This is a genomic window from Alcaligenes sp., from assembly GCF_050255915.1.
GTDB lineage: Bacteria > Pseudomonadota > Gammaproteobacteria > Burkholderiales > Burkholderiaceae_B > Alcaligenes > Alcaligenes aquatilis.
Genome location: NZ_JBFWIQ010000003.1, coordinates 186,841 through 210,789, shown reverse-complemented (window position 1 = coordinate 210,789; position 23,949 = coordinate 186,841). Strand labels below are relative to the sequence as shown.

Annotated in this window: 20 protein-coding genes; 7 read left to right on the top strand and 13 right to left on the bottom strand. The window is 56.7% G+C overall.

Annotated features, from left to right (window positions below):
• Nucleotide 1: 1 nt before the first annotated feature.
• The 5 genes from uppS to rpsB all read right to left on the bottom strand — a co-directional run bounded on the left by uppS (nucleotide 2) and on the right by rpsB (nucleotide 3,921).
• On the bottom strand, nucleotides 2-766 hold the full coding sequence (gene uppS / locus AB7E06_RS05055; RefSeq protein ID WP_108728713.1) for a polyprenyl diphosphate synthase: 765 nt from the start codon (nucleotides 764-766) through the stop codon (nucleotides 2-4).
• A 25-nt stretch (nucleotides 767-791) separates the two neighbouring features.
• Nucleotides 792-1,352: a ribosome recycling factor gene (frr, locus tag AB7E06_RS05050; protein ID WP_094196818.1), complete on the bottom strand. Its 561-nt coding sequence runs from the start codon at nucleotides 1,350-1,352 to the stop codon at nucleotides 792-794.
• A 19-nt stretch (nucleotides 1,353-1,371) separates the two neighbouring features.
• Nucleotides 1,372-2,088, bottom strand: a complete 717-nt coding sequence (gene pyrH / locus AB7E06_RS05045) for a UMP kinase (protein ID WP_094196819.1) — start codon at nucleotides 2,086-2,088, stop codon at nucleotides 1,372-1,374.
• A 93-nt stretch (nucleotides 2,089-2,181) separates the two neighbouring features.
• Nucleotides 2,182-3,060 (bottom strand): translation elongation factor Ts, encoded by an 879-nt coding sequence (gene tsf / locus AB7E06_RS05040; protein ID WP_108727532.1) that lies wholly within the window; start codon nucleotides 3,058-3,060, stop codon nucleotides 2,182-2,184.
• A 111-nt stretch (nucleotides 3,061-3,171) separates the two neighbouring features.
• Nucleotides 3,172-3,921 (bottom strand): 30S ribosomal protein S2, encoded by a 750-nt coding sequence (gene rpsB / locus AB7E06_RS05035; protein WP_094196821.1) that lies wholly within the window; start codon nucleotides 3,919-3,921, stop codon nucleotides 3,172-3,174.
• Nucleotides 3,922-4,566: 645 nt separating this feature from the next.
• On the opposite strand from rpsB, the gene map reads away from it, so the two are divergent.
• Genes map through AB7E06_RS05015 form a run of 4 tightly spaced genes read left to right on the top strand, consistent with a single transcriptional unit; the run spans nucleotide 4,567 to nucleotide 9,171 of the window.
• Nucleotides 4,567-5,370: a type I methionyl aminopeptidase gene (gene map, locus AB7E06_RS05030; RefSeq protein ID WP_094196822.1), complete on the top strand. Its 804-nt coding sequence runs from the start codon at nucleotides 4,567-4,569 to the stop codon at nucleotides 5,368-5,370.
• 3 nt (nucleotides 5,371-5,373) lie between these two features.
• Nucleotides 5,374-7,953, top strand: a complete 2,580-nt coding sequence (locus AB7E06_RS05025; protein WP_427955485.1) for a [protein-PII] uridylyltransferase — start codon at nucleotides 5,374-5,376, stop codon at nucleotides 7,951-7,953.
• Complete coding sequence (locus tag AB7E06_RS05020) at nucleotides 7,953-8,666, top strand: MarC family protein (protein ID WP_094196824.1); 714 nt, start codon at nucleotides 7,953-7,955, stop codon at nucleotides 8,664-8,666. Before AB7E06_RS05025 ends, AB7E06_RS05020 begins: the two co-directional genes overlap by 1 nt.
• Before the next feature lie 4 nt (nucleotides 8,667-8,670).
• Complete coding sequence (locus AB7E06_RS05015) at nucleotides 8,671-9,171, top strand: disulfide bond formation protein B (protein WP_094196825.1); 501 nt, start codon at nucleotides 8,671-8,673, stop codon at nucleotides 9,169-9,171.
• Nucleotides 9,172-9,249: 78 nt separating this feature from the next.
• On the opposite strand, the gene AB7E06_RS05010 is transcribed toward AB7E06_RS05015, so the two are convergent.
• From AB7E06_RS05010 to aceE, 8 genes are all read right to left on the bottom strand, one after another.
• Nucleotides 9,250-9,762 (bottom strand): ClbS/DfsB family four-helix bundle protein, encoded by a 513-nt coding sequence (locus tag AB7E06_RS05010; RefSeq protein ID WP_094196826.1) that lies wholly within the window; start codon nucleotides 9,760-9,762, stop codon nucleotides 9,250-9,252.
• A 122-nt stretch (nucleotides 9,763-9,884) separates the two neighbouring features.
• The gene (gene purF, locus AB7E06_RS05005) at nucleotides 9,885-11,369 is read right to left on the bottom strand and encodes an amidophosphoribosyltransferase (protein WP_094196827.1); all 1,485 of its coding nucleotides are present in this window, start codon (nucleotides 11,367-11,369) and stop codon (nucleotides 9,885-9,887) included.
• 23 nt (nucleotides 11,370-11,392) lie between these two features.
• Complete coding sequence (locus AB7E06_RS05000; protein ID WP_094196828.1) at nucleotides 11,393-11,881, bottom strand: CvpA family protein; 489 nt, start codon at nucleotides 11,879-11,881, stop codon at nucleotides 11,393-11,395.
• The gene (locus AB7E06_RS04995; RefSeq protein WP_094196829.1) at nucleotides 11,878-12,723 is read right to left on the bottom strand and encodes an SPOR domain-containing protein; all 846 of its coding nucleotides are present in this window, start codon (nucleotides 12,721-12,723) and stop codon (nucleotides 11,878-11,880) included. Before AB7E06_RS04995 ends, AB7E06_RS05000 begins: the two co-directional genes overlap by 4 nt.
• Before the next feature lie 38 nt (nucleotides 12,724-12,761).
• Nucleotides 12,762-14,153, bottom strand: a complete 1,392-nt coding sequence (folC, locus tag AB7E06_RS04990) for a bifunctional tetrahydrofolate synthase/dihydrofolate synthase (protein WP_427955478.1) — start codon at nucleotides 14,151-14,153, stop codon at nucleotides 12,762-12,764.
• A 92-nt stretch (nucleotides 14,154-14,245) separates the two neighbouring features.
• The gene (gene lpdA / locus AB7E06_RS04985; RefSeq protein ID WP_094196831.1) at nucleotides 14,246-16,018 is read right to left on the bottom strand and encodes a dihydrolipoyl dehydrogenase; all 1,773 of its coding nucleotides are present in this window, start codon (nucleotides 16,016-16,018) and stop codon (nucleotides 14,246-14,248) included.
• Between the two features lie 9 nt (nucleotides 16,019-16,027).
• Nucleotides 16,028-17,716 (bottom strand): dihydrolipoyllysine-residue acetyltransferase, encoded by a 1,689-nt coding sequence (aceF, locus tag AB7E06_RS04980; protein WP_427955476.1) that lies wholly within the window; start codon nucleotides 17,714-17,716, stop codon nucleotides 16,028-16,030.
• An 11-nt stretch (nucleotides 17,717-17,727) separates the two neighbouring features.
• Nucleotides 17,728-20,436: a pyruvate dehydrogenase (acetyl-transferring), homodimeric type gene (gene aceE, locus AB7E06_RS04975; RefSeq protein WP_094196833.1), complete on the bottom strand. Its 2,709-nt coding sequence runs from the start codon at nucleotides 20,434-20,436 to the stop codon at nucleotides 17,728-17,730.
• A gap of 267 nt (nucleotides 20,437-20,703) precedes the next feature.
• Here aceE and AB7E06_RS04970 point away from each other — a divergent pair, with 267 nt between their 5' ends.
• The 3 genes from AB7E06_RS04970 to folD are packed head-to-tail and all read left to right on the top strand — an operon-like array spanning nucleotide 20,704 to nucleotide 23,945.
• Nucleotides 20,704-22,461, top strand: coding sequence for a PAS domain-containing sensor histidine kinase (locus tag AB7E06_RS04970; protein WP_094196834.1), 1,758 nt, complete (start codon nucleotides 20,704-20,706; stop codon nucleotides 22,459-22,461).
• On the top strand, nucleotides 22,458-23,081 hold the full coding sequence (locus AB7E06_RS04965) for a response regulator transcription factor (RefSeq protein WP_094196835.1): 624 nt from the start codon (nucleotides 22,458-22,460) through the stop codon (nucleotides 23,079-23,081). Before AB7E06_RS04970 ends, AB7E06_RS04965 begins: the two co-directional genes overlap by 4 nt.
• Nucleotides 23,082-23,945, top strand: a complete 864-nt coding sequence (gene folD / locus AB7E06_RS04960; protein WP_094196836.1) for a bifunctional methylenetetrahydrofolate dehydrogenase/methenyltetrahydrofolate cyclohydrolase FolD — start codon at nucleotides 23,082-23,084, stop codon at nucleotides 23,943-23,945.
• Nucleotides 23,946-23,949 lie beyond the last annotated feature (4 nt).

The following is a 23,949-nucleotide window of genomic DNA, read 5'->3' as shown; positions in this document are numbered from 1 at the left end:
GTCAAGGCGCGGGGCTACCCTGCACCTGGGCACTGGTGCGCCCAAAGCGCCGCTCGCGCCCACGATACCACTCGAAGGCTTGTTCCAGCTGCGCCCGGTCAAAATCCGGCCAGTACACGTCTGTAAAGTACAGCTCGGTATAGGCCATCTGCCAGATCAAGAAATTGGAAATGCGACGCTCTCCACCCGTGCGAATGAACAAATCCGGCTCGGGGGCATAAGACATCGCCAAATAGGGGCTGAACATGGCCTCATCCAACTGCTCAGGATGATCGACCAAGTCAGGATTAGCGGCCAGCGCCTTTTGGGTCGCTTGCAAAATATCCCAACGACCGCCGTAATTGGCGGCAATCGTCAAATGCAAGGTGTCGTTATCGCGTGTTTTTTCCTCTGCATCGGCAATCAGCCCACGCAGTTCATCGCTAAATGCGGACAGTTCGCCAATAACATGAAGTCGGACGCCGTTTTTTTTCAGTGTTGCCACTTCTTTTTGCAGCATCTTGACAAATAGCCCCATCAACAGGGAGACCTCCTCGGGAGGACGTCGCCAGTTCTCGGAACTAAAAGCAAACAGGGTCAAATAACGCACGCCGAGCTCACCACAAGCCTCGACAATGCGCCGCACGGTCTGCACACCCCGCAAGTGCCCTGCCGTGCGTGGCAAAAGACGACGGGTCGCCCATCGTCCATTGCCGTCCATGACAATTGCCAGGTGGCCAGGAACCTGACCGTGTTCCGGAATAGTTTGGGTAGAACTGAAAGAAATCACCTAGCCACCTGTGCAAAAGCCGTTAGACCGTCATGATCTCGGCTTCTTTTTGGGCGATCAGCTTGTCGACTTCAGCCACATACTTGTCGGTCAGCTTCTGGATTTCATCCTGGGCGCGACGCTCGTCGTCCTCGGAAATCTCCTTGTCCTTGACTTGCTTTTTGAGCGTGTCATTGGCATCCCGACGCAGGTTGCGGATCGCAACCTTGGCATCTTCACCTTCACCGCGCACCACTTTGGCCAGATCGCGACGGCGCTCTTCGGTCAAGGCAGGCATGGGCACACGAATGCTCTCGCCCATCGAGATGGGGTTCAGGCCCAGCTCGTTGTCGCGAATGGCTTTTTCAATGGGGCCAGCCATATGCTTTTCCCATACCTGCACATTCAAGGTGCGAGCGTCAACCACCGTGATGTTAGCCACTTGGCTGACAGGCACCATGGAACCGTAGTATTCGACCTGAACATGATCCAGCAAGCCTGCCGTAGCGCGGCCAGTACGAATCTTGGCCAGGCCCGTCTTGAGAGACTCCAGGGACTTGCCCATACGGTTATCGGTCGATGCTTTAATCTCGGAAAGACTCATGGACTAAATTCCTATAACTTTAAACGTGAACCAGGGTGCCCTCGTCCTCGCCACAAACCGCACGCGTCAAAGCACCGGGTTTGTTGATCGAAAACACCTTAATCGGCAGTTTCTGATCGCGACACAAGGCGAAGGCCGTGGCGTCCATCACTTCCAGACGACGCACAATGGCCTCGTCAAAGCTGATGCGCGAATAACGGGTCGCACCGGGATCCTTATTGGGATCGGCACTGTAGATGCCGTCAACCTTGGTGGCTTTCAGTACGATTTCCGCCCCCACTTCGGCGCCGCGCAAGGCCGCTGCCGTATCGGTGGTAAAAAACGGATTGCCCGTACCGGCTGCAAAAATAACAACTTTGTTTTCTTCCAGGTAACGCAGTGCCTTGGGACGAATGTAAGGCTCCACAACCTGTTCAATATTCAGGGCGGATTGCACACGGGCATCCAGGCCACGGTGCTTCAAGGCATCTTGCAAGGCCAGCGCGTTCATGACGGTGGCCATCATGCCCATGTAATCGGCTGTCGCACGATCCATGCCCTGGGCACCTGGAGCGATGCCGCGAAAGATATTTCCCCCGCCAATCACGATAGCCAGTTGCACCCCCAACTGGGCAACCTGGGCGATCTCCTCCGTCATGCGAATGATTGTGCTGCGATTAATACCGAACGAGTCCTCACCCATCAGCGCTTCGCCGGAGAGCTTTAACAGGACACGTTTGTAAAGAGGGGTAGTCATGGGTGGGATTCCAAGTGACGAAGACAGAAGAGAGTGTAAAGCAGCAGGGCAGGCACCGCCACTACGGTGCCTGCCCTGAAAAAACCAGCTAGATTAGGCTTGGCCGGCAGCAGCAGCTACCTCAGCGGCGAAATCCTCAACACGCTTTTCAATGCCTTCACCCACAACGTACAGGGTAAAGCCAGCGATCGATGCTTTTTTCTCGTCCAGCATTTGCTGCACGCTTTGCTTGTCGTTCTTGACGAAAGGCTGGCTCAGCAGAGTCACTTCTTTCAGGAACTTGGCAACAGCGCCGTCAACCATTTTGGTGACGATGTCAGCAGGCTTGCCCGATTCAGCGGCTTTCTGAGCCGCCACGGAGCGTTCGGCTTCGATTTCAGCAGCGTCAACACCGGAAGCGTCCATCGCTTTAGGACGAGTCGCAGCAATGTGCATGGCCAGATCCTTGCCCACTTCTTCGTCGCCACCGGCGAAATCAACCAATACGCCGATTTTGCCACCGTGAACGTAGCTGGCCAGTTGGCCGGCTGTTTCGTAGCGCTGGAAGCGACGGATCGAGATGTTTTCACCAATCTTGCCAACCAGAGCAGCGCGCACGGTCTCGACATTGCTGTCGGCCAGTGGCAGTTCAGCCAAAGCGGCCAGATCTGCTGGGTTGTGCTTGGCAACCAGTTGTGCGACGTCGTTGATAAAGCCGATGAAGTCATCGTTCTTGGCAACGAAGTCGGTTTCGCAGTTGACTTCAACAACGGAACCGGTCTTGGCATCGTCAGCAATGTAAACAGAAACCAGGCCTTCAGCGGTAACGCGGGTAGCTGCTTTGCTAGCCTTGCTGCCCAGCTTCACGCGCAAGATTTCTTCAGCACGTGCCATATCGCCGTCGGCTTCGGTCAGTGCTTTTTTGCATTCCATCATGGGCGCGTCGGTTTTCTCGCGCAATTCTTTAACCATCGATGCGGTGATTTGAGCCACGGTTTTCTCCAATTCTGTAGAACGTGCCCCGGCAAGCCGGGGCGATACGAAAGGTCACTGTAGCTGTCTGCCATGACAACTGATGGTGTCTGGCAGACAGCGGTGAACCTGTTACTCCTGGGTGTCAGCCTGAACTTCGACGAATTCTTCGTCAGCGGCGATTTCTTCAACCAGACCGTTCAGGTTCTGTTCGCGGCCAGCCAACACGGCGTCAGCCATGCCACGGGCGTACAGAGCGATAGCCTTGGCCGAGTCATCGTTACCAGGAATCACGTAATCCAGACCTTCTGGCGAGTGGTTGGTATCAACCACGGCCACAACGGGGATACCCAGCGTGCGGGCTTCGGCCACAGCAATCTTGTGGTAGCCGACGTCGATCACGAACAGGGCGTCAGGCAGGTTGTTCATGTCCTTGATACCGCCGATGGCCTTGTTCAGCTTTTCCAGTTCGCGCTCGAACATCAAGGCTTCTTTCTTGCTCATGGTTTCCAGACGGCCTTCAGCCATCTGACCTTCCATTTCTTTCAGACGCTTGATGGAAGTCTTGACCGTTTTGAAGTTGGTCATCATGCCACCCAGCCAGCGGCTGTCAACGTAAGGCATACCGCAACGCTCGGCCTCAGCAGCCACCAGTTCGCGAGCAGCACGCTTGGTACCGACGAACAGCACGTTGCCGCCACGAGCAGCCAGTTGACGCACGAATTTGGTTGCTTCTTCGTACTGAACAACCGTTTTTTCCAGGTTGATGATGTGGATGTTGTTACGCTGGCCGAAGATGAACGGAGCCATCTTGGGGTTCCAGTAACGGGTTTGGTGGCCAAAGTGCACACCAGCTTCCAGCATTTCACGCATTAAAGACATAAAGTTCTCCAAGGGTTTGGTCTTGTAACTGCCCGGTATCCGGTAAGGGCCGCAGCCTGTGCTGCATTCCAGACACCCCGAGACGGACAGTCACGCGATTTACTACATACAACATAAAAAACGTCGCCCGACATGAGCGTACGCCTGCACTGCAACGGACCCGCGCCTTTGGGCAGACAAGAAATCTGCCGTCAAACCGGGCCTGAAACTTTTCTGGCTACTGCCTGCATGCAGCGCACCGCTTGCAGGTGTATCCTAGGGGATTGCCTGGTCAGCATCTGTTGAACAAGAACCGGGCTGCTGCCCATGTTGCTTTTGCAACGCTTGTAATCGTGCTGACCCTGTATTCGTTGTGAATTCTGCGTGTTTTTGCTGGCTCGCAGCGCCCTGAGGCGTTTTTTTCAATCTTGGAACAAACTGTCCTGACCCCTTGCTTTACTCATCCGCCCTGAAGATTCAGAAGGCCTGAGAAAAGCCGGTCAAACCAGGAAAACCTAGATTTAATGCGGTAAACAGCGCTTTGCGCTGCCTTACACCGCCTTGCTTGGACAGCCGCCAGATCGTCCCAAACGGGACTGTGCGTAACTGCAAAATTCACAAAAGCCTATAATTCTACTATTTTTCAATAGACCTGTTCAAGTTGCTATGAGTATTCTCGTCACAGACCCCACTGATCTCGAAAAAATGCGCACTGCTTGCCAGACGGCGGCATCCATCCTTGACTACCTGACCCCCTTTGTCAAAGCAGGCGTCACGACTGGCGAATTGGACCGCCTGTGCATGGAGCGCATCAATGAACTAGGGGTCAAATCAGCCACCGTGGGGTACGCGCCCCCTGGCTACCCGCCCTTTCCGGGCTCTATCTGCACCTCCGTCAACCACGTCATCTGTCACGGCATTCCTGGCGATAAAGTGTTGAAAAACGGCGATATTCTGAACATGGATGTCACCATTATTCAAGATGGCTGGTTTGGTGACACCAGCCGCATGTTCTACGTGGGTGAACCCAGCATCCTGGCCCGTCGCCTGACTGAAACCACTTACGAATGCATGTGGTTGGGCATCGATCAGGTCAAGCCGGGCGCAACCCTGGGGGATATCGGCCACGCTATTCAGCAACACGCTGAAAAACAAGGCTTTTCCGTGGTACGTGAATATTGCGGACATGGCGTGGGCCAAAAATTCCACCAGGACCCGCAGGTGCTGCACTACGGCAAGCCCGGCACAGGCGTAAAACTGGAAGCCGGCATGATCTTCACCATTGAACCCATGATCAACGCGGGCCGTCGCGAACTGCGCACCCTGGCAGATCAATGGACCGTCGTCACCCGCGACCACAGCCTGTCAGCCCAATGGGAGCACGCCATACTGGTGACCGATACCGGCTATGAAGTACTGACCGTCTCGCCCGGCATGCCTGCCCCTCCAGCCATCATCAACAAGGCCTGAACCATGTCCTTCCTGGCCCAGCTTCGCGACAGAATTGCTTGCCGCCGGGCCCAGGTCTACGAGCGCTTCAGGCAAGACCTGCATTGTGATCGTCTGCTCAAAAGCCTGTGCCAGATTTGTGACCAAGGCCTGCGCGAACTCCTGGACCGTTACCCCCTGCCCCGCCAAGCCAGCTTGGCGGCCTTGGGCGGGTATGGTCGCGGGGAACTGTACCCGCACTCGGATGTGGATCTACTGATTCTGTTGCAGCGTGAACCGAACGCAGAGGACATTGACCGCATCCAGGCACTGGTCGCCGCCTTATGGGATATCGGCCTGGCCCCCAGCCACAATGTGGCCACACCCGCCCAATGCCTGGAACAAGCCAGCCAGGACATCACTACCGAAACCGCCATGCTGGAAAGCCGTTGGTTGGCAGGCTCCAGGTTATTGCTGCGCCATGCCCAACAGCAACTGCAAAGCCAGATGGACCCGCAAGCCTTCTTTCTGGCCAAGCAGGCCGAGCAGCAGCAGCGTCATGCCCATCTGCAAGACACGCCCTACTCCCTGGAGCCCAACTGCAAAGAGTCGCCTGGCGCCTTGCGTGACTTGCAAGTGCTGCTCTGGATGGCCAGGGCAGCCGGTTTGGGGCGCACTTGGCTGGACGTCGCGCAATCCGAGCTGCTGACCGAATCCGAGCTCAATGCCCTGCAACGGGTCGAAGCAGCCTTCAAGCGCCTGCGCATTGAACTTCATCTACTGACAGGCCGCGCCGAAGACAGACTGCTGTTTGATCTGCAACCACGTCTGGCGGAAATCTACGGCTTCCAACCCACGGCCACCCGACGTGCCAGCGAACTGCTGATGCAGCGTTACTACTGGGCCGCCAAGATTGTCAGCCAGCTCAATCTGATCCTGATGCGCAGCATTGAGGAACACCTGTTTCCACAAACCGATCAGGAACCGCTTGTCCTGGATGAACACTTCCAGATTCATCATGGACAGTTGGAATTGCGTCAAGCCAATGGCTTCGAGCAAGACCCCTCTCTGATCTTTGTCGCCATGCTGCATTTGCAGCAACAAGCTAGTTTGCGCGGCCTGAAAGCCGATACGCTGCGCGCCTTGTGGCACGCCCGCCGCCTGATCGATGCCACCTTCCGGGCCGAGCCCCGAAATCGACGTCTGTTTCTGGAAATTCTCCAACAGAACAAAGGCATTGTGCACACTTTGCGCTTGATGAATTTGCTCAACGTGCTGCCACGCTACCTGCCTGTCTTCCGGCGCGTGGTCGGGCAGATGCAACACGACCTGTTCCATGCCTATACCGTGGACGAGCACACGCTGAAAGTCATACGCAATCTACGCCGCTTCACCATGGCTGAGCACAGCGAGGAGCTGTCCATGGCCAATCAGCTAATGAGCGGTTTTGATCGCCACTGGCTGCTGTATATTGCCGCCCTCTTTCACGACATTGCCAAAGGACGCGGTGGGAATCACTCCGAATTGGGTGCCCAGGACGCATTGGCCTTTTGCCAGGATCACGGCCTGATGCCCGTAGATGCAGAACTGGTGGTGTTTCTGGTCCGAGAACACCTGAGCATGTCTCAGGTCGCACAAAAACGCGATTTGAGCGACCCGAATGTGATTTTCCAGTTCCTACAAACCGTAGGCACCGAACGCCGGCTAACCGCCCTGTACCTGCTCACCGTAGCCGACATTCGTGCCACCAGCCCAACCGTCTGGAACTCCTGGAAAGGCAAGCTACTGGAGGATCTGTACAACCTGACCTTGGCCGCGTTAGGGCGCGACGTCAAGGACGGTGTCTCCGTGCTGGATCAGCGCAAACGTGACGCCGCCGGTGAAATACGTCTGGCCGGTCTGCTGGACGATGCTCGTGAAGACTTTTGGCAGTGGCTGGACAAGCCTTATTTTCTGCGTCATGACGCCAGCGAAATCGCCTGGCACACGATCCAGCTCTACCACCAGTCCCACAGCCTGACTCCTGTTGTGCGCATACGTCCCGCCGGACAAACCGACGCGCTGCAGGTACTGGTCTATACCAAAGACGCCAGCCGTCTGTTTTTACGTATCTGTCGTTACTTTGACAGCCAGGCCGTCAGCATTCAGGACGCACGCATCTACACGACTCGCCACGGCTGGGCACTGGACAGCTTTGTCGTGATGCTGCCCGCCTACGACCATGCCCTACGGCGTGACCCCTTGCTGATCGAAACCGAGCTGTGCCAGGCACTACAACAGGACTGGATCCCCAACGAGCATGCTCACGATCCCTATCGCGACATACGTTCGCGCCGGGCCAGAGTATTCCCCATTCAGCCCACCGTGGATCTGCGCCTGGATGAGCAAGGCCAGGACTGGATTTTGACCTTAAGTGCTACAGACCGGCGCGGTTTGTTGTACAGTCTCGCCCAAGTATTCGAGCGCCACGGCGTACGACTACGCTCAGCCAAAGTCATGACTCTGGGCGACCGCGTGGAAGACGTCTTCATCCTCAGTGGCGCCGCACTGGAACACAACCGTCATCAATTGCGCCTGGAGCGCGATGTACGTTTGGCCCTCTCTCAACAAACCTCCGCGTCTTAATGGAAATCTCCTCTGTCTTTGCCGATGTCAGTCGCAGCTTCTTGTTTGCATTGGCCACACTCTTGCCCATGCTGAACCCGCCTGCGGCCGCCCCCATCTTTCTGACCCTGACCGAAGGGGCCAGCGTGCCCGATCGCGCCCGACTGGCCAAGAAAGTTGCCATCAACATTTTCATCATGCTGGCCATCGCTATGGTGGCAGGCAATATTGTGCTGAATTTCTTTGGCATCTCCCTACCCATCATTCGTATTGGCGGGGGCTTGCTGGTGATTGGCACCGCCTGGCGATTGATCAACGCCTCGGACTTTGATGCGGCACACGCCCAGAACATGGCCGAGTCCTATTCCTGGGAACAAATTCGCTCCAAGGCCTTCTACCCCTTGACCTTCCCCATGCTCTGCGGCCCCGGCTCCTTGTCTGCTGCGCTGACGGTAGGGGCGACGTTGCACGACAACTCGGTCGCCGGCACCATGAGCAAGCTGGCTGGCGCACTGCCCGCTATTGCGGCGGCCAGTTTTATTGTGTTTCTGGCCTTACGTTTTGCATCCCAATTTCTGTACAAACTGGGCAAGAATGGCACCGCTGTCGTGATGCGCCTGTCCGCCTTTATTCTCTTGTGCCTGGGCGTGCAGATTACCTGGGCAGGTTTCCACGAGCTTTTCCTGGGTTTGCTACAGGAAGCCTCTACCTTTCATTCTTTAAGTTCCTCTTGATACCATGGCCGCCTCTTCCCGCCAATCCGCTGCACCCTATTATCTGATCGCCCTGCTCGCCTTCTCAGGCGTAGGCATTGCGCTGCTCTCTCAGCACGTATTCAGCATCCCGCCTTGCGCCTGGTGCGTGCTGCAACGGCTGATTTTCATTGTGCTGGGCGTATTCAGCCTGATCGCAGGTGTGCTGCAGCAACTTGGTCACCCACGCAGCTCCACCATAGCCAGCCTGCTGGGTTTGGCCACAGCGGTAGGCGGTATTGTGGCTGCCTGGTATCAGGTCTCTGTGGCGCAACACCTGTTCAGTTGCGACCAGACCTTTGCTGACCGCTTCATTACCCAATCTGGCCTGGAAAGCGGCCTGCCCTGGTTATTTGGCATCTATGCTTCCTGCATGGACGCCCGTCAACCGCTGCTGGGGATTGAATATGCGTACTGGAGCCTGGCGTTGTTTGTCATTCTGGGCCTAGGCTTGCTGCTGACCTTGTTCAAGCGTCGTGGTGCTTAGCATTGGCGGCCATATGTTTCAGGCATGGCGTGACAGCCCGGCCAGACCGTGCGCCAGCACGCCAAGAACATCGAATTATCAGGTGATGGCGTTCGCTTTCTTCCACTTGCGCAACCGCAACCGTGCATTGGCATAGGGTGACGATGTATTGAACTGGATCATCCGGCCTTGGGTGTACCTCTCATACCAAGGCATGCCATACAGCGAAGCATCGTTTTCCTGCTCAACGAGCGCGACAATGCGAGCATGTACATCCGCAAATAGCCGCAGCAAGTCAGCGTAGGCCACGCCTGCATAGTCGGCATAAAATTTTTGCGCCAGTCTGCCTAACTCGCTCCACGTATAGCCGGTTTCAGGGAAATCGACCGGTCGTCCCTTTGATTTGCCATCACACCATTTCAGCACCAACAGATTCCATCCGATCAAATAAGCCACCAGATCGGACACACTCATCTGTGTGCCTTGTCTATGCCCCGGTAGCGTCGCGTCTCGGGCATGCTCCGCTGGCACACTGGCAAGGTCGGCCATCAGTTTCTGATAGGTGGTACGAATCGCATCCAGCAATTCCTGCTTGTTCTGTGGCACCGCCATACCGATCCTCTTTACGCTACGACGAAACTTCCGATTAAAACACCCCAAAGCTTGGACTGGCGTCCAGCTTTGGGGTGTAGCTCAGAAAAGCAGATTTTCTATTCAACTAAGCGGTTAAGCGATCAATCCGTCACGTCCGGCACTTCACGACCGCTTTTGCGGCCTTCCGCCAGCAAATTCAGATAAGCCTCGTCCACATCACCCGTCACGTACTCGCCACTAAAGCAGGAGGACTCAAAACCGGCAAAACGTGGGTTCAAATCGCGCAGGGATTGCTCCAGATCGTGCAGATCCTGGTAGACCAGACCATCCACACCGATTTCCTTGGCAACCTGATCCACATCACGCCCCGTGGCAATCAGCTCGGACACGGTAGGCATATCAATGCCGTATACGTTCGGAAAACGCACAGGTGGCGCTGCCGAGGCAAAGAACACCTTGTTCGCACCGGCAGCACGAGCCATGTCCACGATCTGGCGGCTGGTTGTGCCACGCACGATGGAGTCATCCACCAACAGCACGTTCTTGCCCTGGAACTCCATGGGAATGGCGCTCAGTTTCTGACGCACAGACTTCTTGCGCACTTCCTGGCCGGGCATGATGAAGGTGCGACCTACATAGCGGTTCTTGATGAAACCTTCGCGGTAGTTCAGATTCAGATGAGCCGCCAGCTGCATGGCCGATGGACGGGCCGAGTCAGGAATAGGCATCACCACATCAATATCAGCCAGACGCAGATTCTTGGCAACGTTCTCGGCCAGGTACACACCCATCAACAAACGCGCGTCGTACACCGACACACCATCGACCGTCGAATCGGGACGGGCAAAGTATACGTATTCAAAGACACAGGGATTCAGGCGCGGGTTCTCGGCACACTGGCGGCTGCTGAGATTGCCATCCAGATCAATGATGATGGCCTCGCCGGGCTCCACATCACGAACCAGCTCAAAGCCGCAACCGGTCAAGGCCACGGACTCGGAGGCAACCATCCACTCCTCGCCCTTGGGGGTCACGTTGCGGCCCAGGCACAAAGGACGAATCCCGTTCGGATCGCGAAAGGCAACCAGACCAAAGTTTGCAATTTGCGACACCACGGCGTAAGCACCACGAGCACGACGGTGCACGGCGGCCACGGCGTCAAACACTTCGTCCTGAGACAGCTCAGGACCGGTAGCAGCACGTTGCAGTTCGTGCGCGTACACATTCAGCAGAACCTCGGAGTCCGAGTTGGTGTTGATGTGGCGACGGTCAATGGTAAATAGCTCTTCACGCAGTTCACGCCAGTTGGTCAGATTACCGTTGTGAACAAAGCTCAGACCAAAGGGGGCATTGACGTAAAACGGCTGCGCCTCCTCCACGCTCTGGCTAGAGCCTGCAGTGGGATAACGCACATGGCCAATACCGCTATTGCCTGGCAAAGAGCGCATGTTGCGGGTACGAAATACGTCCCGCACCAGGCCAAATGCCTTGTGCATGCTGAAGAACTGGTCGTGCCAGGTCGCCAGCCCCGCTGCATCCTGCCCGCGATGCTGCAGCAAGAGCAAACTGTCATAGATCAACTGATTTACAGGGCTGCGCGCAACAACCCCTACAACTCCACACATGATTGGTTCCCGTTAGTGTGTTCTCAATAAGGCAGCCATTCTGCCAGAGACGGCGGCAGCATGGCCTTAATCGATTGCACCGCGCGGATCGCAGGCTCGGCCAACTTGGCCTGCTCCCACCACGGTTCTTTCGGTAAATCGGTATGTCCGGCCAGGATGACCAGAATCAGCACCAGCAATACCCCACGGGCCAGCCCAAACAAGCCACCCAGCCCATGATCGGCAGGTGTCAAACCCGTTTGTTCTATCAGGCTGGCCAGCAGCATGTTCAACAAACCCACCAGCAACAAGACCATAAAAAAAACGGCTCCGTAGGCCAAAGCCGTACGTAATAAGCCGTTTTCTATCCAGACTTGTATCCAACCTGATGTGCGTGGCCCCCACCAGATTGCGGCCATGAAAGCCAGCAAATAGGCGCTGAGCGAAAGAACTTCCTTGATCAATCCGCGTATCAGGCCCAGCAGGCCTGATACACCCACAATTCCAAGGACGATATAGTCGAAGCTGCTCACTTAGCCGAGATAAAACTGTTCTCGTAACCGAGCGAGCGCAAGCGGGCCTGAGCTGCCTGAGCCGCTTCACGGGTGGGGAATGGTCCCACACGCAAACGATAGGTTGGCTTGCCACCGCTTTGTGCCGTTTCTACATAGGCATTGGTCACACCGGCCGATACCAGCTGATCACGACGCGACTGGGCATCGTTCTGGTTGGAATAGGCGACAATCTGCAAAATGAAATTGCCTTGCTGCGCTGCGGGTTTGGTGGCAGCTGCAGGGGCAGGCTTGTTGGGTACACGGCCTTCGAGCAGGGCCAGCGCATAGGAGCCATCATCCGTACGACCGTTTTGGGCAGGCGCTGGAGCAGGCTTGGGTTTTTCAACAGGTTTGGGCTTTTCGACCGGTTTGGGCTGCTCTGGAGGCGTTGTCACCGGCGGCGGTGCTGTCGGCGTGCTTGGCGTGGTCACATGAGCAGGATCCGTTTCAAGGCCGGGATTGACCACAGCCAGACCACCATTTGTGCTGGTGGAGGGATCGGTCACCGGTGGCTCGTCGGGCTGCTCGATAACAGGCGTTGGGGTATTCTCTTGCACGACCAACTCACCAGGGCGAGTTTGCGCCGCGCCCTGCCCCGTTGTCTGCCCAATAGGCCCCAAGGCCAGGGATTGCTCGGGCTCGGGCGGCGTTTTGTCGGCAGTCAGCATAGGCACCAGCACAACCACGGCCAGAACCAGAGCCAACGCACCGATCAGACGGCGGCGAGCCCGTCCACGCAGTTCCGATAATTGTGAGTCGCTAGAAGCACTAGCGCGGCGACCCGACGATGAGGAAGTATCGTTACGTGAAAATAAACCCATGAGCCCCAGACCTATGAAATAAGCAGTCTTACCGATATTCAGGAAGATGAACGGTCGTTTGCGGCTTCAAGTATCGGCCCTACTGTCGCAAACGAGCCAAACACAACAATTCTATCATTGTCACTGGCCTCTTTTAATGCCGCCTCGTAAGCGAGCCGAGGACTGTTGTAACTGGATACGACTGCTGACGCTTTACTGACCGAAGCCCGTGCAACAGGTCGAACGCCCGGGCGATGTGAACTGGATTCGGCCTCGGGGGCCAGAACATCGTCAGGCGTCTGACCACTGGCCAGAACGGTGTGCACATGATTGGCCAATTCCTCGCCCGACATGCTGCGTGGTCCTTCCAAACTGGCGCACATCCAATGATCGATACGCGTGGCCATGCGGGCAATCACGCCATCCACATCCTTGTCCTTGTACATGCCCACAACCGCAATCGTCTTGGGGTAAGGCGGCATATTGTCCAGATTCTGCGCCAAAGCCGCCGCCGCATGCGGATTATGCGCCACGTCAAAGATCACGCAAGGCTGACCAGGCTGAATCTGGAAACGGCCAGGCATTTGGGCACGCAGCAAACCGGCGCGTACCGCTTGCGCAGGCACGGCCAAGCGGGGATGCAAGGATTCCAGCGCAGCCAATGCTGCAGAAGCATTAAGCAATTGGTTTGCGCCACGCAAGACCGGGTAAGCCAATGCAGCGCGGCGCTGATTACGGCCACCGTAGGCCCATTGCTGACGGTCGCCGGAATAGTTGAAATCTTTGCCAAACAGCCACAACTGGGCACCAATCTCCTGGGCATAATCCAGCATGGTCTGTGGCGGCACGGGATCGGCGCAAATGGCGGGACGATCCGCACGGAAAATATGAGCCTTTTCCCAAGCAACCTGCTCTCGGGTATTGCCCAGGTATTCAGCATGATCAATATCAATGCTGGTAATGATGGAACAGTCCGCATCAATGATATTGACGGCATCCAGTCGGCCACCCAAACCCACTTCCAGCACCGCGACGTCAACGCGCTGCTCCTGGAACAGCAACAAGGCCGCCAGCGTGGAGAATTCAAAGTAAGTCAGTGTCAGGTCGCCCCGGGCTTCATTGATACGGGCAAATTGCGCCGTAATCTGGGCATCCTCGGCCATCTCGCCATTTAAGCGAATGCGCTCGTTGTAGCGCACCAGATGCGGAGAGGCATACACACCCACCTTATAGGCCGCCGCCAGCAAAATCGCTTCCAGCATAGCGCAGGTCGAGCCTTTGCCGTTGGTGCCGCCCACCGTGATAACGACGGAATCCAATTTGATGTTCAGACGTTGGGCAACCTCGCGAATCCGGCCCAGGCCCAGATCAATGGCCGAAGGATGCAAAGTTTCCAAATAGGACAGCCAGTCACTCAGCGAGGAGTCGGCTTTCAGAACAGGATGAGTCATGGACAACACCAATTACAAAATAAAAACGGCAGGCGCTGATGATAGCACCTGCCGTGATCCAATACGCCTTAACTATCAAGCCAATACTGGTATTACTTGCGACGGGCTGGCGGCAAGTCCGTGCACGTCCCTTCGGCAACGGCAGCCGCCTTGCTGACCGACTCGCACAAGGTGGGGTGCGGGTGGATGGATTTGGCCAGATCGACCGGGTCCACACCCATTTCGATAGCCAGCACCAGCTCGCCAATCAGCTCGCCCGCATTGGTGCCGACGATACCGCCACCCACAATACGGTGGGTTTCCGCATCGAACAGAACCTTGGTAAAGCCTTCATCACGGTTGTTCGCAATGGCACGACCGGATGCAGCCCAAGGGAACACGCCCTTCTCGACCTTGATACCGTCTTTCTTGGCCTGATCTTCGGTCAGACCCACCCAGGCGATTTCCGGATCGGTGTAGGCCACCGAAGGAATCACACGAGCATCAAAGAAGGATTTTTCGCCGGCGATGACTTCAGCAGCCACGTGGGCTTCGTGTTCGGCCTTATGTGCCAGCATGGGCTGGCCCACAATGTCGCCAATCGCATAGATATGCGGCACGTTGGTGCGCTGTTGCTTGTCAACCGGGATGAAGCCACGGTCTGTAACCTGCACACCAGCTTTCTCGGCACCGATCTTCTTACCATTGGGCGAGCGGCCCACGGCTTGCAGAACCAGGTCGTAGCGCTGTGGCTCGGCCGGAGCGTTCTTGCCTTCGAAAGTTACCCAGATGCCGTCTTCGCGGGCTTCGGCAGCCACCGTGCTGGTTTCCAGCATCATGTGGTCAAAGCGATGCTTGTTCATCTTCTCCCACACCTTGACCACGTCGCGGTCTGCACCCGGCATCAGGCCGGTTTGCATTTCCACCACGTCCAGGCGTGCGCCCAAAGCCGAGTACACCGTACCCATTTCCAGACCGATGATGCCACCGCCTACAATCAGCATGCGCTTGGGCACAGACTTCAGTTCCAGCGCACCGGTGGAGTCCACCACGCGTGGATCGTCAGGCAAGAATGGCAGTTTTACCGACTGGCTACCGGCAGCAATAATGGCCGAACCGAACTTGATCACTTTCTTGGTGCCGTCGTTGGCGGTCACTTCGATGTGGTTGGGGTCCAGGAACTGGCCGTTACCGACCACAACCTGGACCTTGCGGCCCTTGGCCATACCGGCCAGACCACCGGTCAGCTTGCCGATGACCTTGTTCTTGTAGTCGCGCAGCGCATCGATGTCGATTTGCGCTTCGCCGAACTTGATGCCGTGTGTGGCCAGGGACTTGGCCTCCTCGTAGACCGCCACAGTATGCAGCAAGGCCTTGGAAGGAATACAACCCACGTTCAGACACACACCACCCAGAGTGCTGTAGCGCTCGACCAGAGCCACTTTCAGGCCCAGATCAGCCGCACGGAAGGCCGCGTTGTACCCGCCTGGGCCAGCGCCCAGAACAAGCACATCCACGGAGTCATCCGCAGCACCCTGATGGCTGGCCGCCTGCGGAGCAGGTGTCGAGGCCGGAGCAGCAGCGGCAGGCACAGTTGCCTGCGGCGCTTCTTCTTTGGCGGGTGCCGCAGCGGGAGCCGCTTGGCCTTCCGCTACTTCGATCTTGGCAATGGCCGAACCCTGGGAGACTTTGTCACCCACCTTGACCAGCAATTCCTTGATCACCCCCGCCTGAGCGGCAGGGATTTCCATCGAGGCCTTATCGGACTCCACGGTGATCAGGCTTTGCTCGAGCTCGACCGTATCACCGACCTGCACCAGCACTTCGATGACATCTACTTCACCGGAGTCGCCGATATCCGGGACCGTCAGATCAATCAGACTCATGACAACTCCTTACAGTGCAATACGACGGAAGTCGGCCAGCATCGTTGCCAGGAAGGCATTGAAACGGGCAGCCGAGGCACCATCGATAACGCGGTGGTCGTAAGACAGGGACAGCGGCAGCATCAGGCGTGGCGCAAATTCCTTGCCATTCCAGACGGGCTGCATGGAGGAACGCGACAGACCCAGAATGGCCACTTCGGGCGCATTGATGATGGGTGTGAAGTCCGTACCGCCAATACCACCCAGCGAGGAAATGGTGAAGCAACCACCTTGCATCTGAGCGGCGCTCAGCTTGCCGTCACGGGCGGCCGCAGCCAGTTCACCCGTTTCACGAGCGATATCCAGAATGCCCTTCTTGTCGGCATCACGAATGACCGGCACAACCAGACCGTTAGGCGTATCCGCCGCAAAACCGATGTGGTAATACTGCTTGAGCACCAGATTGTCGCCATCCAGCGAAGCGTTGAATTCAGGGAATTTCTTCAGGGCCGCCACGGCAGCCTTGATGACAAAAGCCAGCATGGTGACACGAGCGCCGGACTTCTTGTATTCCTCGTTCAGCTCTTTGCGAAGGGCTTCAAGAGAAGTAATGTCAGCCACTTCGTTATTGGTGACATGAGGAATCATGACCCAGTTGCGATGCAGGTTGGCACCCGAAATTTTCTTGATGCGCGACAGAGCCTGCGTTTCGACTGGGCCAAACTTGGCAAAATCAACCTTGGGCCAGGCCAGCACATCCAGACCGCCGACCTGAGCCGCCGTACCGGCTGCAATAACCGGAGCAGCGCCGCCAGCCATGACTTGCTTCACAAAGCCACGCACGTCGTCAGCCGTAATACGACCTTTATCGCCCGAGCCATGAACCTTGGCCAGATCCACACCCAATTCACGCGCAAATTTACGCACACTCGGTGAGGCGTGGGGCAGATTACGTAATGAGCCTTCTGCTTGGGCAAAGGCAGCCGTAGGCGAGACACGCTCTGGAGCCGGTGCGCCGGCACCGACCACGACCGAGGAGCTGGCCGCAGGCGCAGCAGCGGCAGCGGGAGCGGCAGGAGCGGATTCAGCTTTAGGAGCAGGAGCGGCTTCGGCCTTGGCCGGTGCAGCGGCAGCACCTTGCACGGTCAGTTCCAGAATGTCGCTACCCTGGCTGACCTTGTCACCCAGCTTCACTTTGATGGCCGTGACCACGCCAGCATGGGAGGACGGCACTTCCATGGAAGCCTTGTCCGATTCCACGGTGATCAGGCTTTGGTCCACTTCGATAGCGTCACCCACTTGAACCATGATTTCGATTACGTCCACATCACGGGCGTCGCCGATATCAGGTACTTGAACCGTTACTTGCTGTTCACCACCCGCCGCAGCCGTTGCGGCGGCGGGCGCCGCTTCAGCCTTGGAAGCAGGCGTGGCCTCGGCCTTGGCAGGCTCAGCGGCAGGCGCTGCCTGCGCACTTTCGGCGGCTTCCAGTTCCAGAACCAAGCTGCCTTCCTTGACCTTGTCACCCAGTTTGACCTTGATGGACTTGACCACGCCAGCGTCAGACGATGGGATTTCCATGGAGGCCTTGTCGGACTCCACCGTAATCAGGCTTTGCTCGACCTCAATGGTCTCGCCTTCCTTGACCAGGATTTCGATCACTTCGACAGCGTCGTCAGCACCGATATCCGGGATTTTGACTTGAATAATATTGCTCATGATTCAGTCCCTTATGCGTGCTGCGGGTTGGCCTTGGAAGGATTGATGCCGTATTTGGCAATCGCCTCGGACGCTTTGCTGAACGGAATCTTGCCTTCTTCAGCCAGCGCGCGCAGAGCAGCCAACACCACGAAGTGACGATCAACCTCAAAGTGCTCACGCAGCTTGAAGCGGTAGTCGGAACGACCAAAGCCATCGGTACCCAGCACTTTCAGTGTGCGGTTCTTAGGCACGAACGGACGAATCTGGTCACCGAAGGCCTTGATGTAGTCGGTAGAGACCACAATAGGACCGTCGGTGTTTTGCAATTGGGTCGTCACGTACGGTACAGGCAGATCCTTGCCTTCCGGATTCAACAGAGCGGCACGCTCGCAATCCAGACCATCACGACGCAGTTCAGTAAAGCTGGTGACACTCCAGACATCGGAGCCAATGCCCCAGTCTTTTTCCAGCAGATCTTGTGCCGCGATCACTTCGCGCAAAATCGTACCCGAACCCATCAGTTGAACACGCAGCTTGCTGTCCTTGGCAACCGACTTGAACTTGTACATGCCACGCAGGATGCCGTCTTCATCGCCTTCGACCAAACCAGGCTGAGCGTAGTTCTCGTTCATCAAGGTGATGTAGTAGTACACATCTTCCTGGTCCTGCACCATGCGCTTCAAACCATGCTGCATGATGACAGCCACTTCGTGAGCGAAGGTGGGGTCATAGGATATGCAGTTAGGAATCAGCGAGGACTGGATATGGCTATGACCATCTTCGTGCTGCAGACCTTCACCGTTCAGGGTGGTGCGACCGGCGGTGCCGCCCAGCACGAAACCACGTGCCTTCATATCACCGGCTGCCCAGGCCAGATCGCCAAAGCGCTGGAAGCCGAACATCGAGTAATAGATGAAGAACGGGATCATGATGCGGTTGTTGTTGGAGTACGACGTGGCCGCCGCAATCCAGGAGCTAAATGCACCCTGCTCGTTAATCCCTTCCTGCAACAACTGACCGTTGGCCGTTTCGCGGTAGTACATGACCTGATCTTTATCGACCGGGGTGTACTTCTGGCCTTCAGGCGCGTAAATACCGATCTGACGGAACAGACCTTCCATACCAAAGGTACGGGATTCGTCCGCCAGGATAGGCACAGCACGAGGCCCCACCTGTTTGTCGCGCAGCAAAGTATTGAGGAAACGGACAAACGCTTGCGTCGTGGAGATCTCACGGCCCTCGGCAGTGGCTTCCAGCATGGGCTTGAACGCGTCCAGTGTCGGCACGGTCAACTGTTCGTCCGCCTTGTTGCGACGCTTGGGCAGGTAGCCACCCAAGGCTTGACGGCGGGCATGCAGGTACTGCATTTCTGGAGAGTCTTCCGCTGGCTTGAAGTAAGGCAACTCTTCCAGTTTGTCATCAGGAACCGGGATATTGAAACGGTCGCGGAATTCGCGTACGGCGTCCAGATCCAGGCTCTTTTGTTGGTGCGACGGGTTCTTGGCTTGGCCCACGTGGCCCATGCCGTAGCCCTTGATGGTCTTGGCCAGAATAACGGTAGGCTGACCTTCGTGCTTGGTGGCGGCATCAAATGCAGCGTACACCTTGTGAGGATCGTGACCGCCACGGTTCAGGCGCCAGATGTCCTCGTCGCTCATGCGGCTGACCATTTCCAGCAGCTTGGGGTGCTTGCCAAAGAAGTGCTCGCGAACGTAGGCGCCATCATTGGCTTTGTAGGCCTGATATTCGCCGTCCACGGTTTCTTCCATGACCTTGCGCAGGATGCCTTCCTTGTCGCGGGCCAGCAAGGGATCCCAGTAACCGCCCCAGATCAGTTTCAGCACGTTCCAGCCAGCACCACGGAAGGTCCCTTCCAGTTCCTGGATGATTTTGCCGTTACCACGTACAGGGCCGTCCAGACGCTGCAGGTTGCAGTTCACGATGAAAATCAGGTTGTCCAGCTTTTCACGTGCCGCCAGACCGATGGCGCCCAGGGATTCGGGTTCGTCCATCTCGCCGTCGCCCAGGAACACCCAGACTTTACGGCCGCTGGTATCAGCAATGCCACGGGCATGCAGGTACTTCAGGAAACGGGCCTGGTAGATCGCCATCAATGGGCCCAGGCCCATGGATACGGTGGGGAACTGCCAGAATTCGGGCATCAACTTGGGATGCGGGTAGGACGGCAAGCCTTTGCCATCGACTTCCTGACGGAAGTTGTTCAACTGCTCTTCGGAGATGCGGCCTTCCATGAAGGCGCGGGCGTAGATACCGGGTGAGGAGTGGCCCTGAAAGAACACCATATCGCCGCCGCGATCTTCGGTTTCAGCGTGCCAGAAATGGTTTTGACCGCAGCCGATCATGGTGGCCAGCGATGCAAACGAGGCAATGTGTCCGCCCAAACCACCGCCATCGGGAGGAGTTTCGCGGTTAGCGCGCACGACCATGGCCATGGCGTTCCAGCGAATGTAGGAACGGATACGCTCTTCGAGCACCAGATTGCCGGGGTGGGCAGGTTCCAGACCGGGAGGGATCGTGTTCTCATAAGCCGTGTTGGGCGAGAACGGAATGTGAGCGCCGGAGCGACGGGCCAGATCGATCAGCTTTTCGATCAGATCATGGGCACGGGCCGGGCCTTCACGGTCCACCACCGCCTCCAGGGCGTCAAGCCACTCTTTTGTTTCTAGGGCTTGGTCTTGACTGACCTGAGCCGAACTATTGTCTTGGGTTGAGGACATATAGTGTCTCCATATATGTGGTAGTAGTCCGGTCTTGTTCGACGCTGAGCCGCCCCTCTAAGAAGAAGTAAAGCGATCCTGACCGAAGCGGGTATTGCGGACTGTGAGCGTTCAAGGCGGGGTACGCCTGCACCAAACCATTCTAGGAAAGAACACAGAAAGGCTCAAGCAAAATTTCATTTTATGGTATGTGTTTTCATAATACGAAATATCACTAAAAAAAATAGCCCTACATTACAATCCAGCCATACTTCTTTTCTTGCTGTTATGGCTACTCATCCCAAAAAGTCTCTGATCCCTTCAACCTTTTATGATCAGGCTAAGCAGAATCGGCGTGGATTCTATTGGCTGACACCGGTTGTCGTGCTGTTTCTCTACCTCTGTGTCATGGGGGTATTCCTGTGGCTGCAGCGTTTGCAAAACGATAGCGTCATGTTTGTGACCATCGATCAGGAAACGCGCCAGCAACGCCTGATGATGGTAATTCTGGCCCTGTCTCTGGTGATTGTGGTCAGCTTGCTGGCCCTGTGGCGCTATACCCGCTTTCGCACCCACGCCGAAGCCGCCCAGACTGCCGAGACCGGTTTCCGACGCGCCATGGAGAACTCCATGTCCACGGGGATGCGCGTGTTTGACATGCAAGGCCGCATTGCCTATGTGAACCCGGCTTTTTGTCGAATGATTGGCTGGAACGAAGCCGATCTGGTGGGTCGTACCGCCCCCTTCCCTTACTGGTTACCCGGCCGCCATCAACAGCATCAGGAAACCCTGGATCTTTTGCTGTCGGGCCGAACACCCAGCAGCGGTCTGGAAGTGGAGGCTCAGCGCCGTGATGGTTCGCGCTTTACGGCCCGTATGTATGTTTCGCCCTTGCGTGCTCCCAATGGAGAACAGATTGGCTGGATGACCTCCATGACAGACATCACCGAGCCCAAGCGCATTCGCGAGGCCCTGACTGCAGCGCACGAGCGCTTCATGACGGTGCTGGAAGGTCTGGATGATGCCATCTCCGTGGTGGCCGATACCTCCGACGGTCTGGAGCTGCTGTTTGCCAACCGCACCTATCGTCGCTTCTTCGGCGCCCAATCCAATGGTCACGCTGAATTGCTGGGAGGCCGCCTGGGCCGCTTCACCGATGAAACCGTTGAGATTTACTCCGAATCGGCGGCCCGCTGGTTTGAAGTTCATCACCGCATGCTGGCCTGGACCGATGGCCGCCGGGTACGCCTGCAAGTGGCGCGTGACATTACTGATCGCCGCAAGCACGAAGAAGCCTCACGCATTCAGCAGGAAAAAGTTCAGTTGACCAGCCGCCTGACCACGATGGGCGAGATGGCCTCCTCGCTGGCACACGAACTGAACCAGCCACTGACCGCCATCAATAACTACAGCATGGGCGCTGTCGCCATGTTGAAATCTGGCCGCTACCAGCCTGAAACCCTGCTGGCTGCACTAGAGAAGGCTGCCCAGCAAGCCGAACGTGCGGGCAAGATCATCAGCCGCATTCGTGAATTCGTGAAGCGCAGTGAGCCACGCCGCGTCCGCGTCAAGGTCATGCGTATTGTAGAAAATGCCGTCGGCTTTGCCGAAATCGACGCCCGCAAGCGCCAGATCGAGATTGAACTGAGCATTCCGGACCCCGTCCCTGACGTCATTGCCGACCCCATTCTCATAGAACAGGTATTATTGAATCTGCTCAAAAATGGGATCGAAGCCATGGAGCACAGTGAACATCATGTGCTTCAATTGGTGATTACCCAACAGGAATCGCTTTTGGAGATGGCCGTCATCGATCGCGGTCATGGCTTGAAAGACCCCGAGCGCCTCTTTGAACCGTTTTACAGCACCAAGTCCGAAGGCCTTGGGATGGGCCTGAACATCTGTCGCACAATTATTGAATCGCATCACGGCCGCCTATGGGCAGTCGGCAATCCAGAGGGTGGAACGATTTTCCGTTTCAGTCTACCTTGTGCGGCACCTGATGTAGTGGACACCCTTGATAACAAACTGGAGATACCCGAATGACCAGCCCGCAAATGCCATGCACCATTTACGTAGTCGATGACGACGAAGCCGTACGGGACTCCTTGCGCTGGCTCTTGGAAGCCAATGGCTACCGGGTCCGCTGCTTTGCATCGGGCGAAGAGTTTCTGGGCGCCTACGATCCTACCCAGGTCGCCGTCCTGATTGTGGACGTGCGCATGCCCGGCATGAGCGGCCTGGAGCTTCAGGAAGCCCTGATCACTCGTAAATCGAATATCCCGATTGTGTTCATTACCGGCCACGGTGACGTGCCCATGGCCGTGAGCACCATGAAGAAAGGCGCGATCGACTTTCTGGAAAAACCCTTTAATGAAGCCGATCTGCGCACGATTGTCAGCCGCATGATCGAGCAAGCTACCGCACGTGCCTCGCAAGCGCAGGCACAGAAAAGTCAACAAGAAGTCCTGGGCCGCCTGACAGCGCGCGAGCAGCAAGTGTTGGAACGCATTGTTGCTGGCCGCCTGAACAAGCAGATTGCCGGGGACTTGAATATCAGTATTAAAACTGTCGAAGCGCATCGCGCCAATATCATGGAAAAACTGGAAGTCACTACGGTTGCCGACCTCATGAAAATCGCCCTCACCAAGTCCGAGGATGCGTAAATGAGTGCTCGCATTATTGATGGAAAAAAGCTGTCCACCGCTATCAAGGCGGACGTTGCAGAACGCGTTGCCAAACTGAAGCAAGCCCACGGCATTCAAGCTGGTTTGACCGTGGTACTGGTCGGAGAAGATCCGGCCTCCCAAGTCTATGTACGCAACAAGGGTCTGGCATGTGAAGCCGCCGGCCTGAAATCCGATATCATCCGCCTGCCGGCCAACACCACCGAAGCCGAGCTGCTGGCCCTGATCACTCGTTTGAATCAGGACAGCTCGGTACACGGCATTCTGGTTCAACTGCCCCTGCCCGCCCATCTGGACGAGCACAAAGTCATTGAAACCATTGCGCCCCACAAGGACGTGGATGGTTTTCATGTCAGCAATGCCGGCATGCTCATGACGGGCAAACCCCTGTTTGCCCCCTGCACGCCCTACGGCGTCATGAAGATGCTGGAATCCGAAAACGTGACGCTGCGTGGAGCAGAGGCCGTCGTCGTGGGCGCCAGCAATATTGTGGGCAAACCCATGGCCATGCTCTTGCTGGCTGCGGGCGCGACCGTCACCCTCTGTAATTCCAAAACGCGTGACCTGGCCGCCCAGACCCGCCGTGCCGATGTGCTGGTTGCCGCCGTAGGCCGCCCCGGCATCATTACTGGCGATATGGTCAAGCCCGGTGCGGTGGTGATCGACGTCGGTATCAATCGTGGCGCCGATGGCAAACTGTGCGGTGACGTGGATTTTGCCAGCGCCAGCGAAGTGGCCTCAGCCATTACGCCCGTACCCGGTGGCGTGGGTCCCATGACCATTGCCATGCTGCTGGTCAATACCTTGGAAGCGGCCGAACGCTCGGCCAACATTAGTCTTTAAATTA

What these genes read in the sequence shown, in the direction of transcription:
- frr (WP_094196818.1), bottom strand. Translation starts at nt 1,352, where the DNA reads ATGAGTCTTTCCGAGATTAAAGCATCGACCGATAACCGTATGGGCAAG.
- pyrH (WP_094196819.1), bottom strand. Translation starts at nt 2,088, where the DNA reads ATGACTACCCCTCTTTACAAACGTGTCCTGTTAAAGCTCTCCGGCGAA.
- rpsB (WP_094196821.1), bottom strand. Translation starts at nt 3,921, where the DNA reads ATGTCTTTAATGCGTGAAATGCTGGAAGCTGGTGTGCACTTTGGCCAC.
- map (WP_094196822.1), top strand. Translation starts at nt 4,567, where the DNA reads ATGAGTATTCTCGTCACAGACCCCACTGATCTCGAAAAAATGCGCACT.
- AB7E06_RS05025 (WP_427955485.1), top strand. Translation starts at nt 5,374, where the DNA reads ATGTCCTTCCTGGCCCAGCTTCGCGACAGAATTGCTTGCCGCCGGGCC.
- AB7E06_RS05020 (WP_094196824.1), top strand. Translation starts at nt 7,953, where the DNA reads ATGGAAATCTCCTCTGTCTTTGCCGATGTCAGTCGCAGCTTCTTGTTT.
- AB7E06_RS05015 (WP_094196825.1), top strand. Translation starts at nt 8,671, where the DNA reads ATGGCCGCCTCTTCCCGCCAATCCGCTGCACCCTATTATCTGATCGCC.
- AB7E06_RS05010 (WP_094196826.1), bottom strand. Translation starts at nt 9,762, where the DNA reads ATGGCGGTGCCACAGAACAAGCAGGAATTGCTGGATGCGATTCGTACC.
- purF (WP_094196827.1), bottom strand. Translation starts at nt 11,369, where the DNA reads ATGTGTGGAGTTGTAGGGGTTGTTGCGCGCAGCCCTGTAAATCAGTTG.
- AB7E06_RS04995 (WP_094196829.1), bottom strand. Translation starts at nt 12,723, where the DNA reads ATGGGTTTATTTTCACGTAACGATACTTCCTCATCGTCGGGTCGCCGC.
- folC (WP_427955478.1), bottom strand. Translation starts at nt 14,153, where the DNA reads ATGACTCATCCTGTTCTGAAAGCCGACTCCTCGCTGAGTGACTGGCTG.
- lpdA (WP_094196831.1), bottom strand. Translation starts at nt 16,018, where the DNA reads ATGAGTCTGATTGATCTGACGGTCCCGGATATCGGCGACTCCGGTGAA.
- aceF (WP_427955476.1), bottom strand. Translation starts at nt 17,716, where the DNA reads ATGAGCAATATTATTCAAGTCAAAATCCCGGATATCGGTGCTGACGAC.
- aceE (WP_094196833.1), bottom strand. Translation starts at nt 20,436, where the DNA reads ATGTCCTCAACCCAAGACAATAGTTCGGCTCAGGTCAGTCAAGACCAA.
- AB7E06_RS04970 (WP_094196834.1), top strand. Translation starts at nt 20,704, where the DNA reads ATGGCTACTCATCCCAAAAAGTCTCTGATCCCTTCAACCTTTTATGAT.
- AB7E06_RS04965 (WP_094196835.1), top strand. Translation starts at nt 22,458, where the DNA reads ATGACCAGCCCGCAAATGCCATGCACCATTTACGTAGTCGATGACGAC.
- folD (WP_094196836.1), top strand. Translation starts at nt 23,082, where the DNA reads ATGAGTGCTCGCATTATTGATGGAAAAAAGCTGTCCACCGCTATCAAG.